This window comes from Geobacter hydrogenophilus (genome assembly GCF_018501225.1).
Classification (GTDB): Bacteria; Desulfobacterota; Desulfuromonadia; order Geobacterales; family Geobacteraceae; genus Geobacter; species Geobacter hydrogenophilus.
In genome coordinates, this window is record NZ_JAHCZI010000002.1 from 17,927 (window position 1) to 30,190 (window position 12,264).

10 protein-coding genes are annotated in these 12,264 nt (G+C 50.4%); all 10 read left to right on the plus strand.

Features of this window, described 5'->3' with window-relative positions; translation table 11 throughout:
• Window positions 1-112 precede the first annotated feature (112 nt).
• The 10 genes from KI811_RS03665 (at window position 113) to KI811_RS03710 (ending at window position 12,246) form a co-directional block, all read left to right on the plus strand.
• Complete coding sequence (locus KI811_RS03665) at window positions 113-1,354, plus strand: pyridoxal-dependent decarboxylase, exosortase A system-associated (RefSeq protein WP_214185147.1); 1,242 nt, start codon at window positions 113-115, stop codon at window positions 1,352-1,354.
• On the plus strand, window positions 1,351-2,490 hold the full coding sequence (locus KI811_RS03670) for a GNAT family N-acetyltransferase (RefSeq protein WP_214185148.1): 1,140 nt from the start codon (window positions 1,351-1,353) through the stop codon (window positions 2,488-2,490). The genes KI811_RS03665 and KI811_RS03670 overlap by 4 nt, the downstream gene beginning before the upstream one ends.
• A gap of 83 nt (window positions 2,491-2,573) precedes the next feature.
• Entirely contained in the window at window positions 2,574-3,662 is a 1,089-nt protein-coding gene (locus KI811_RS03675) for a GNAT family N-acetyltransferase (protein ID WP_214185149.1), read from the plus strand.
• A 6-nt stretch (window positions 3,663-3,668) separates the two neighbouring features.
• Window positions 3,669-4,868 carry a DegT/DnrJ/EryC1/StrS family aminotransferase gene (locus KI811_RS03680; protein WP_214185150.1) on the plus strand — a complete coding sequence of 400 codons (1,200 nt, stop codon included), beginning with the start codon at window positions 3,669-3,671 and terminating at the stop codon, window positions 4,866-4,868.
• A 12-nt stretch (window positions 4,869-4,880) separates the two neighbouring features.
• Complete coding sequence (locus KI811_RS03685; protein WP_214185151.1) at window positions 4,881-6,338, plus strand: flippase; 1,458 nt, start codon at window positions 4,881-4,883, stop codon at window positions 6,336-6,338.
• Complete coding sequence (locus KI811_RS03690; protein WP_214185152.1) at window positions 6,335-8,779, plus strand: polysaccharide deacetylase family protein; 2,445 nt, start codon at window positions 6,335-6,337, stop codon at window positions 8,777-8,779. Before KI811_RS03685 ends, KI811_RS03690 begins: the two co-directional genes overlap by 4 nt.
• Window positions 8,780-8,792: 13 nt before the next feature.
• Window positions 8,793-9,086, plus strand: coding sequence for a rhodanese-like domain-containing protein (locus KI811_RS03695; protein ID WP_214185153.1), 294 nt, complete (start codon window positions 8,793-8,795; stop codon window positions 9,084-9,086).
• Between the two features lie 171 nt (window positions 9,087-9,257).
• On the plus strand, window positions 9,258-10,595 hold the full coding sequence (locus KI811_RS03700) for an O-antigen ligase family protein (protein WP_214185154.1): 1,338 nt from the start codon (window positions 9,258-9,260) through the stop codon (window positions 10,593-10,595).
• The gene (locus KI811_RS03705; protein WP_246551335.1) at window positions 10,595-11,731 is read left to right on the plus strand and encodes a glycosyltransferase family 2 protein; all 1,137 of its coding nucleotides are present in this window, start codon (window positions 10,595-10,597) and stop codon (window positions 11,729-11,731) included. Before KI811_RS03700 ends, KI811_RS03705 begins: the two co-directional genes overlap by 1 nt.
• 113 nt (window positions 11,732-11,844) lie before the next feature.
• Window positions 11,845-12,246 (plus strand): endonuclease domain-containing protein, encoded by a 402-nt coding sequence (locus tag KI811_RS03710; RefSeq protein WP_214185156.1) that lies wholly within the window; start codon window positions 11,845-11,847, stop codon window positions 12,244-12,246.
• Window positions 12,247-12,264 lie beyond the last annotated feature (18 nt).

The following is a 12,264-nucleotide window of genomic DNA, read 5'->3' on the forward strand; positions in this document are numbered from 1 at the left end:
ACCCCTCACCCCAGCCCTCTCCCCAAAGGAGAGGGAGCAATAATAACCCTCTCCCTTAGGGAGAGGGTGGCCAAAGGCCGGGTGAGGGGAAATGGGGAACGGAAAGAATGGAATGAACCTGACGGAACGAAACGGAAAAATCTGTCTGCGCGACATCTGCTTCGAGGATCTTGCCGAGCGCTACGGCACCCCCTTCTACCTCTATGACCTGGAAACGGTGAAGGGGAAGTGCGCCGCTATCCGCAAGGCCTTCGGCGACAGCCTCGAACTCCTCTACGCCGTCAAGGCCAACCCGAACCGGGAGCTCCTGATGGCCATGCGGGGCGAGGTGGAAGGGCTCGACATCGCCTCGGCCGGTGAGTTAGACCGCGCCCTGGAGGCTGGCTACAATGCGGGGTGCATCAGCTTTGCCGGGCCGGGGAAGACCCGCGAGGAGCTGCGTCGTTCCCTGGAGGCCGGGGTAGGCTGCATCAGCGTCGAATCCCTGCGCGAGCTTCACGACCTGCGCGATCTCGTCCGTGCCGGGGCGCCGCGGGCCTCCATCCTGGTGCGGGTCAATCCCCAGCTCCTCATCAAGGACTTCGCAGTCAAGATGGGTGGAAAGGCTTCCCAGTTCGGCATTGACGAGGAAGAACTTCCATCGGCTCTGGACTTCATCAAGGCCAATGCCGACGCTTTCGACTTCAAGGGGATCCACATCTATGCCGGCACCCAGTGCCTGAATGAGGAGTCCCTAGCCCAGAATCTGGCCAATACCCTGGCCATCGCGGCCCGGGTCACCACCGACTACGGCATGGAGTGCAGGGTCATCAACATCGGCGGCGGCCTTGGGGTCTCCTACTACGAGGAGCATCCGGGACTCGATCTTGAGAAGCTGTCTACCCTCTTCAGGGCCGAGTTCGACCGGTACCGTGAGTCCACGGGGACCAAACCCCGCATCCTTATGGAGTTGGGGCGGTTCCTGGTGGCCGAGGCCGGGATCTACGTTACGCGGGTGGTGAGCGAAAAGCTGTCGCGGGGCGAGCAGTTCTATGTGCTCGACGGTGGGATGAACCACCACCTGTCGGCCTCGGGCAATCTCGGCATGACCATCAGGAAGAACTACCTGGTGCGCAATTTCTCGCGGCCCGGTGCGGAACGGCAAACCTGCACCCTTGTCGGGCCTCTCTGCACCCCTCTCGATCTGATGGGGAAGGCGGTGTCGGTGGCGGCACCGGAGGTGGGGGATCTGATTGGGTTCCTGAATTCGGGGAGCTATGGGTATAGTGCGAGTCCTCTGTTCTTTTTGGGGCATGGGGAACCGTGCGAGCTACTGCTGACCGGCGACTCAGATTTAAAACCTGGCAACAGATGACAAGAGAGTTGCACGTAAAAGAACACACAATTGCGAGCGCTTACAGCGTCAGCGTGACAGAAACCATCGAAAGTTTCCTGTCGCTCAAGGAGATGTGGGATCATGTTGTCAGAATACATGGAACCCACGAACCTTTTCTCTGTCACGACTGGTTTCGGATTTGGCTTAAGTATTTTCTCCTGGATGCCAAGCTATTCATTGTCACCCTGTATCGGGATAGTGTGCCGGTTCTTATCGCCCCGTTTATCAGGAAAAATGAGCGCTACAAGCGTCTGGCAACTGTTCGTAAAATTGAACTGATCGGGAATGTTCATTCTCCGGTTAAAACTGTAATTTTTGGTGAAAGTGATTCTTCTGCCCGTGCCGAGTCGCTTCAGTATCTTTTTATCTATTTGACGAAAGAATTCTGCGACTGGGACATTATTGAACTGGACTCAATCCCGGAAGAGCTAATTTCTCCCGATATTCTGGTCGGTAGCGTCACGAATGCTGGCCGCTCCATACGCAAGTTTAATTGCTTCAGTGACTGGTACCTGAACGGAATAGACTATTCTGCTGATGAGTATTTTGCCAGACTGCCGAAAAAGATCAGGGATGAGCTGAAGAGGCGAGAGAAAAGAATAAGCGAGATCGGAGCCGTTTCTGTTGAGATCGGTGGCGACCCTGAGCATTTTGATCGCTACATGGATCAGTACGATCAGGTGAGGGTGCGCAGCTGGAAAAAACCTGAGCTAGATAAAGCTTTTCTCCGTGAAGCCAGGGAAATGTCGATTCGTAATGGTTGGCTCCGTTCCGGATTCCTTTATATTGGTGACGTACCGATTGCTGCCCAGATTCGATATGTGTCGAACGATACTGCTTACTTCATGGAAGCACTGCATGATAAGCAGTATGACAGATATGGTCCGGGAAACCTTCTCCGTCTGAAAGTAATTGAACATCTTATTGATAATGAACAGACTTCAAATATTGATCAGATGCGCGGCGACGAATCTTATAAGGAGTATTGGACTCCTTTCAAGCGGGAGCGATATGGGGTAACCGTGTTTAATCGTACTGCTATGGGGTGTATATTTAGTTTTTTATTACGGAAGCTTCTTCCAATATTCAGGAATTCTGCCAACACTCAGGAATAAGTGAAGCCAGATTATTTATATTTATGCACACAATCAAATTTGACGATAGAAGTTGTGTTAAAATTATATCTGATTCTGTTGGTATGACTGGAATCGAACAGGAATGGGAAAACATTCTTGATCACAATACTAACTATTATTCTTATCTGACCGCTGAATGGTATAAGATGTGGTTAGAGCATTTTATAAAAGATGAAAAATGCAAATTATTGATGTTTTATAAAGATGATGTTTTAAATATGATAGTTCCTTTAATATATGAAAACAAAAAATGTAGAGGAGCTGATATCAAAACACGAAAACTTGTAGGCAATGTTTACATGCCAATCAAGTCTGTCATAATTACCGCTGCTGCAAATAATTTGTTAGCCATAATGCAACGTCTCGTAGACTATTTTGAAAAGACGAAAGACGAATGGAATATTATAGATTTTGATGACCTCCCCAGCGAAGAACCTTGGGTTGAGGCCTTTTGTGAAGCAATAAATAGAAGTACGTTCAAATCAAAGTCGTACGATTGCTTCGGTAACTGGTATTCCGATGAAATCAACGGAACAAGTAAGGATTTTCTCGATAAGAGATCAAAGAATTTTAGGGCAAGTATCAAAAAAAATTACAAAAAATTACAGCAAAACGGCGAGATTGACTTCAGGTTAGTGACAGGTGAGCGTGATTGTCCCGACTATTTCACTCACTACAATGAGGTATATTCGAGAAGCTGGAAAAAGGAAGAAAGAGTCGGCCGGACTTTTTTCCCCGCGATGGTCAAATATGCGGAGAGAAACGGATGGCTTCGTCTTGGCCTGTTGTTTCTAGATGGTACGCCAATCGCTGCCGGGTTCGCTATTGTTACCGGTGGCCGTGCTTATTTCGAGAAGATTGCGTACGATGAAAAATACAAAGGTCTCGGGGCCGGTTCTGTATGTCTCTATGAGATGATCAGGCACGTCATTGACATGGATTCGGTTTCGACAATAGATTTCCTTCGGGGAGATGACGAATATAAGAGGCATTGGGTCGATAAGAGAAGAGCGAGGAAAGGCATCACTATTTACAATAACAACCTTAGGGGTAAATACCTTTCTTTTATGGACAAAACTGTAATCCCTGTGATCAATGGGAATAAAATTGTAAGAAAGATCAAGGAAAGCGTTTTCAGACGGTTGCGGTAATCATCAATGGAACCAAGAATCGGTGGGAGGCCGACCGCACATATAATTGAATATCTAAGGAAGCCACAGCATCCAAAACAACAGCATTATCCATTTTCTTGCCAACGCAGTTTTTTTTATTTCAGTTCTCGCTATGCACTTGCCGACGGTATCAGGGCTCTTGGGCTTCGGCGCGGAGATACAGTACTTCTTCCCGCGTACAACTGCGGAATAGAGATTGAGCCGTTTCACTACTTCGGTTTAAGGACGGAATTTTACCAGATAGACAAAGAGTTGAAGGTTTCTCTCCCCGATCTGCGCGAGAAAATAAAGGGGAACATCGCGGCACTCCTTGTGACTCATTATCTCGGTTTTCCCCAGGACACGGAACAGATTAAGGCGATTTGTAATGACCACGGTGTATTTCTCATTGAAGATTGCGCACACGCCTTGTTGGGTTCCCATAATGGGGCAGATCTCGGCACCTATGGTGACATAGCGGTTTTCAGTGTTCTCAAGACACTTCCAGTTCCAAACGGCGGAGTTCTGGTCGTTAACAACAATAATTTCAGGTGGGCGCACCAACAACTTGAGCCTAGCCGTTTTTCAAGCGCATTTTACGTTGCCGACCTCTTAAGACAGAAGACCCTTCCAAGGGGAGGCCTTAATGTTGCTCTTGAGTCGGGAGCTTATGGTGCTTTTTACCAAGGGATGAACATTGCCAAGAGATTTATCGCTGCCGCAAGGAAGATAAGCAATTCCAGAGGTCTTTCTCTTGCACGCCCTGATTCGTATGATTTCAGGGAAGACTTGATCCCTTGGGGAACATCGAAGGCATCCGAGCGCATCATTGCCGGCACGGATATGAGCAGGGTAAAGAAAACGAGGAGAGATAATTTTGGCAAATATCTTGCCTGGTTTTTGGCTGAACGTCCCGCAGGCATAACGCTTCCCTTTACCGAACTACCCGAAGGCGTCTGCCCACTCTTTTTCCCGCTTATTTTCGAAGAGGAAGGGAAACGCGAGATTGTGCATGCCAGGATGAAAGAGCGGGGCATAACGACGTATCCCTGGTGGGATAGGTTTCATCCCGCCGTGCCGTGGGATGAGTATCCCGATGCGGTTTACCTGAAAAAGCACCTGTTCGGTCTCCCTGTCCATCAGGATCTTGAGCCGGCCATGATCGAACGGGTTCTGACCGAATTCGCCGATTTGATGCAGCACTGAAGGAACACGATATTGTCCAGTCTGAAGACGCTTTTCAAACAATCATCCCATTATTTTGTCGGCCAAGTCGCGCTCATGGCTGCAGGTTTCATTTCGTTCCCGATCCTGACCAGGATTTTCAGCGTCAGCGACTATGGCCAACTCAGTCTTATCCTCACGACGCTGTTCATCCTGATCGCCATTGCCAAGTTCGGAATCCCCAATTCGATAGTCCGTTTTTATGGAGAACATAAGGTTGCCGGTACCCTCGACAACTTGGCGAGTACCATGGTTTTCGGAATTGTGGGGATTTCTGTCATTACAGCGGTTCCCGTTGTGGCTCTTGGGGCCATCGTCAGGCCCGCATCGCTGGAGTTGGGCCTTATCGTCATTGTGACACTATTACTGGTGACGGGGAGCATTTCCGATGTGTTGACCAGTTTCCTCAGGGCCGAACAGCGAACAAAGCTTTACAATCTCCTGACCATCATCAAGCGTTACGGTTCTCTCGGCCTTGGTGTTCTCTTCACGTTCTATCTTGTGAAGGGGCTCCAGGGGTTCTTTATTGGTCAGCTTTTGGTGAGCGTTGCGATAATGGCGGCGCTGTTCTATCTGACGTTCAGAAGGTATGAGGTGAGCACAGGGAAATTCTCAGCGACTCTCCTCAAGGCATCGGTCTGTTACGGGGTTCCTCTGGTCTGGGCGGAGTTCGGTCACCTGGTGCTCAATTATGTTGATCGATATCTGATTCAATATTTCCTTGGACCGGCGCCCCTAGGGATCTATACGGCCGGATACAATCTGGCGACCCACATCGCGGAAGCTATCATCTATCCGATCAATTACGCGATGACCCCCGTGTACATGTCGATTCTCGTCAATGATGGAACGGAAGCGGCCAGGCAGTTCTTTACGAAAATGTTCAAATATTTCCTGTTGGTGATGATCCCGGTGGTTTTCGGCGTCACTGCAACGGGGAAGCAGATCATTACCGTACTCGCGTCGAGCAAGTACCAGGATGCCTATGGTGTTCTGGTGTATGTGATAATCGGCCAGGCAGTGTATGCCTGCACCATCATTCTCAATAGCGGGCTTTTCATCAGCAAGAAGACGTATATCGTCAACAGGGTGATGTTGTTTACCTGTGTTGTCAACGTGATCCTCAACCTTGTTCTCATTCGGGTCAACGGCATCGTCGGGGCTGCCCAGGCCACGCTCGTTTCGTATGTCCTGTACGCAATCATAATAACCTACTACGCCTTCAGGGAGTTCAGTTTCAAGGTGGAGATGAAGCCTGTTATCTTCTATTTCATGGCATCCCTGTTCATGTTCTTTGTGGTGGTGAATATTCGCCTTGAAAACGCCGCTATGAGTTTACTGGTACAGGTCCTGACCGGCATTGCTTTATATGCCGGCATTGCCTTGATTCTTGAGGAAGAGGTCCGTAACTATTTTAAAAAAATCTTGTTCCAAAAGAAAATAACGCTATGAACATAAAGCAATACTTTAAGAACTTGCTTTATTTCATAGTTTACTATTCCGGCGCATTGCATGCGTTGATCATGCTCATGCGCTTGGTATCAAGGAATCACAGAGGGCTCATTCTCTTCTTTCACCGTTTCGACGATGGAAGCTCTGATCATCTCCTTCCGTCTCTGCACGTTCGGGAGTTCGAGAAGCAGGTCGGGCACTTGAAGCGCATGTATTCTGTCGCAACCATGGATGCTGTTGCTGATAGCGTAGCCAAAGGCAATCCGTTTGCCGCCCCAGTTGTGGCGATAACCATCGATGACGGCTACAGGGACAACTACACGCTTGCCTATCCGGTGCTCAAAAAGCATGGCGTGGCGGCTCTTGTCTACCTCACCGCTGGGTTGATGGACACCAACAACGGGCTTTGGCTCGACGATATGGAATTTGTCCTGACCCATGCGAGGGAGAACCGGTTTACTCTCCCGGAGGTATTTGGTGAAAGGCTGGTGGATATCTCTACGGTCGAAGGGAAGCGCGATGCCCTGAAGGAGTTGTACCGTGCCATGCTTCCCCGCAACAATCATGAGCGGCGACACATCGTTGACTGCCTGACCCACAGCCTGGGGGTGACGGCGGTGGATCTGGCCCGACGCGAGCGCACCATGATGACATGGAATGAGGTGAAGGAAATGGCAGCCAATGGAATCACGTTTGCCGCCCATACGTTGACTCACCCCTTCCTGCCGGTTCTACCCCAGCACGAGGCGCAGAAAGAAATCAGGGAATCCCGGGAGCGGATTGAAGAAAAATTGGGTGCGAAGGTAAAGCACTTCGCTATCCCCAACGGCAAGCGTGAAGACTTTACGGAAGACCTGCGCGATTACTGCCGCACCATCGGTTTCCAAACAGTGGTAACGACTGATGCGGGACCGGTTTCGGGGGGCGATGATCTCTTTTCGCTCAGGCGCGTCATTCCGCCTCCTCCGATGCATGTTTTCGCGTGCGAGGTGGCGAGGTACTTCTTCCTGTCACGTTCAACACAGTCCTGTGAAAGAAATGTGCGTCGCACGGCCCCTGCCGTAATCTCCGGCGTTGTGGGGGCATTGTTTCTGTCATTGCTGTTGCCATCTGTCGGCCTCCCCGTTCAGCGGACAAAGGCCCATTCACAGGAATCCAGTTTTGTTGTGGATGATTTCAACTTTTACGAGATTCCTGCATCTGGCCGCCCTCCAAAGGGCCAGGTGTATGTGGACCCAGTCTTTCATTCGAGGATCACCAGAATTACCGACGCACCGGTTGATGTACCGGGCCGCCATAACCACTACGCCCAGCCCGGTTATCCCAAGCACGACATAGAGAATGCGGACGGCTCCATGCTCATTGTCCAGTCATTTTCCGGCAGTTGCTGGCAGATTTGGAATGCCCGTCCGCCGTACAATAAAATACGCGAAATTCCGGCGTCGCTGATAGGGTGGGGCATGCCCATCGATGCCCGCTGGGACAACGCCGACCCGGATATTCTTTACTATTACAAGGGAACTCAGTTTTTCAAATACAGTGTAACTGATAACAAATCTGTGATGCTGCACGATTTCAAGAAGGATTTTCCCGACGAACCGGTCGTGGCAGCCACGACACTGGAAGAGGGGGATGCCTCCGATGACAGGCGTTATTGGGCATTCTTAATCAGGTGCAAGGACCCGGAGCGCATCAAACAGAAACGCGATCCCTGGTATAATGCTGCGTACGTTGTCTACGACAAGGATTATCACGGGAAGGACAAGGGGAAGATTATCTCTACCCTAACGAACAAACAGCCCGCGTGGCGCGAAGCGGGATTCATCTCCATGAGTCCTTCAGGCAGATACGTCTGGATAGGCGATACACACAGGGTCTATCAGAGAGACTTTTCTTCGTACCGTGATTTGGGCTGTAGTAATCACGCTGACATGGCGTTTAGTGATGAGGGAAGGGAAGTTGTTGTTTGCGGCGGTGAACGCTACAGCGGGACCAAGGACCTTGGTGTCTGGTACAAGATGATTGATTTGGAGAACGGGGAGTTCACTTGGCTGTCACCGGCCGGCAAGGCGGCCTATCATATTTCTGGAAATTCCCATGATGTTCCCGGTTGGGCGGTCGTTTCCATTTATGAGCCCACTGCGCCGGCGCGGCCCTCGAAATGGTACGACCATTCCATAAGCATGATCGAACTGACAAGGCGGAAAGCGCCGGAGCCGAGAGTCTGGCGGGTTGCCCACACCCACACCGTGAGGAAGAGTTATGCTGATGATCCCTTTGCCAAGATCAATAAAAAGGGGACCAAGATCTGGTTTGGAAGCGGGTGGGGGAATTCATTCAAAGATGGTCAATATGATCTGTATCAGATAGATTTGCCGCAAGGGTGGCCGGAAGTGATGAAAAGCCGGTTGCGTTCGAATCTGACGGATAAACGTCAGTAGAAAGGAGTTCGGTATGAGAAGGGGCTTGGGGGTCACATTTCTTCTGGTTCTGATGTGCAGTGCACTAGCAATAGCCGATATCTCGAAGATAGATGACGTGCCAAGGATATCAGCTGCTCAGGCCTACTCGAAGTTCATGAAAGGTGATGTCATTCTTGTCGATTCCATGAACGAGAGGACTTATGCCAAGTACCATGTTCTTGGCGCGGTGAGCCTTCCGGGAGATGGGGAGGATGATCTGAACAAGATCAGACAGATGGCAGAACCTGTGCCTCTGGGCCAGGAAATTATCGTCTATTGCGATTGAGCTGGCGAGAGCACAAGCGCTAGTGTAGCGCTTACGTTGATTCAAAAAGGATATAAAAAGGTGAGTGTTGTGAATGGCGGCTACAAGGCAATGACCAGATTCGGTTTCCCAATGTACACGGGGGGAAAAGTGGTTTTCCCCAAGAGCAATGTTCTCAAGAGATAACTGCCAATGCTGACAAAGGTTCTGCCATTTCTTGTGTATCTGATGTCGTTTCCGCTCATGTTTGCGACGGCGGCCCGGGTTGAGATCGGACTCTATTTCTTTCTCACGTTTGTTCCCGTTATTGCTGTTATGAAGAAAATAACGGAGTTGCCTGGCGGTAACAATGTTGTGGACGGTTTTCTGCTGGCGATGATCATCGGTTGGTTCTCTAACTCTTCACGGGAGTCGAAACCCTTTTTCACTAAGGCGCCTGAGAATACGGTTGTCATGCTGGTCATCCTGGGTAGCCTGATAAATCTTATCCGTGGTTACACCTACATGGGGATGTCGGACGACATAAATTTGGTAAGACTTATGGCCTGGAAGAATTACATGATCCTCCCGGTCCTTTACTTCGTTACCGTCAACAATGTGGATGATTTCAAACAGGTGCGTTCCATGATCATCTGCATAGTCATATCCCTGATAGGGATGGACTTTAACTTTTACAGTACCTTCAGATGGATACGCGCCGAGCACTATTCCCATTCCATCAGGATATCCGGGCCTTTCAGCTTCCTCGGCCCCAATGAAGTTGGCGCTTTCTTCGCCATGTACACCTTCCTGCTCATCGGTATTTTCTATTATCTAGAGGAAAAGAAGCTGAAATACGCAGTCCTGTTCGTCATTGCGTGCAATTTTTATCCGATTCTTTTTTCCTATTCGAGGGCGGCGTATATAAGCACGGTGGCAGGATTCATCGCGCTTGGCATCCTCAAGGACAGAAGGGTGTTCTTCGCTCTGTTCGTGGTTATCATCGGTTACAGGATACTTCTGCCGAATTCCGTCGTTGAACGTATCGACATGACATTTTTGAATAAGGGAGATGTTTCTGCATCTGTTGCCCAGTCGAGTGAAGTTGATATAGGTGGCGTTTCGCTTGATACGGTTGGAAGAAAAGAGTTGTGGGACAAGGCAAAAGAATATTTCTATGAACAGCCCATTATAGGTATCGGCTTTGATACTTTCAGGCATCGCGAAGGAATGATTACTCACAGCATGTACATGAAAATACTCGCCGAACAGGGAATGCTTGGAATGAGTATCTTTATCTTGTTCATGCTGGTACTGATCAGGCAGGCTTACCGATTATTCAAGAAGTCGACAGAGAAATTCTGTCAAGGAATTGGATTGGGATTTTTGCTGTGCATTGTGGCCCATTTAGCCGGAAGCATAAGCGGCGACGAGTCTCTTTACTATAATCTAATGGCGATATTCTGGATTTTCATGGGATTGGTTGCAAGTCTTAACCAAAAATATGTCACTGATGATTTGCTGGATGTTCAACCGGCGGAGTCGCCTTGATGGAATATCTTTTCTGGATACTGATAGCTGTTATTATTTACACCTATTTCGGCTATGCATTGCTGATTCCTCTCATCGGTCTTTTTGTGAAAAGGCCGTTGGACCGGCGCGACATAACGCCTCGGGTGACCTTTCTGATCACTGCCTACAACGAGGAGAAAAACATCCGCAAGAAGCTGACTGAGGTGCTGGCCCTCGACTATCCCCGGGAGCAGTTGGAGGTGATGGTTGCCTCCGACGGTTCCACTGACCGCACCGACGATATAGTGGGTGAGTTTCGCGGCCAGGGGGTGGTTCTGAAGCGGGTTGAGGGTAGGGTAGGGAAAACGACCACTCAGAACGAGGCGGTGAAGGCGGCCACCGGCGATGTGATTATCTTCTCAGATGCCACGACGGTCTATGAGAAAGACGCTATCCGCAAGCTGGTCCGCAACTACAACGACCCTGAGGTGGGGGCAGTGAGCGGCCGCTACGAGTACGTGAACCCAACAGGCGCGCCGGTGGGAACCGGCTCGATTCTCTTCTGGAAGTACGAGAACTTCATCAAGAGCATGCAGACGCGGATAAGGACCATCTCGGGGTGCTGCGGCTGCATCTACTCGGTGCGCAAGGCTGCCTATGTGCCGCTCCCAGGCGACATCATCAGCGACCTGGTGGAACCCCTCATGGTGATCCAGCGCGGGTATCGGGTGGTCTTCGAGCAAGAGGCGGTTGCCTACGAGGAGACTACCGAAAAGTCCCACGAGGAGTTCCGGATGCGGATTCGGGTCATCACCCGGGCCATGCGGGGAATCCTCTATGCCCGGGGGCTTCTGAATCCCTTCCGCTTCCCCTTCGTCGCCTTTCAGCTCTTATCCCACAAAGTGCTCCGCTGGCTTATTCCGTTCTTCCTGATCGGGTTGCTGGTGGCTAATGCGTTTCTGCTCGACAAGCAGTTTTATGTTATGACCTTCGCGCTTCAGGCGGCGTTTTATCTGCTGGCGTTGATTGGTTTCGGCGCCGACCGGGTGGGTAAGAAGTTTAAGCCAGCCGCAGTGCCGCTCTATTTCTGCATCGTGAATACGGCGTCGCTGATTGCGTTTTTCAAGACCCTTGCGGGGCAGAAGATGGTTACGTGGGAGACGGTGCGGAAGTAAAGCTCGTATTACCCCTCACCCGGCCTTCGGCCACCCTCTCCCCTCAGGAGAGGGTTTGATTTTACCCCTCTCCTTGTGAGAGAGGGGCAGGGGTGAGGGGGAAGGAAACGCCAGTGGCCGTTCCATCCACTATTCTTGACAAAGCACGGGTATTGAGGGCCAATCAGACGGATGCGGAAAGTTTGCTTTGGGGTATCCTGCGTGGGCGCCGTTTCTGCGGGGTAAAGTTTCGTCGTCAACATCCTGTTGGCGGATTCATATTGGATTTTTATTGTCATGATTCGCTGCTGGCCATCGAATTGGATGGCGGTGGTCATGCCGCAGAGGAGCAACGTGCTTATGATGACGAGCGCACTAGAGCACTTGAGGCGGCTGGTATCAGAGTTCTTCGCTTCTGGAACAATGATGTAATAAGCAATACGGACACTGTTCTTGCAGCAGTGTATGAGGCTCTTTTCCCCTCACCCCTGCCCCTCTCCCCTGGGGCGAGGGGAGAAATCAAACCCTCTCCTTGAGGGAGAGGGTGGCCGAAG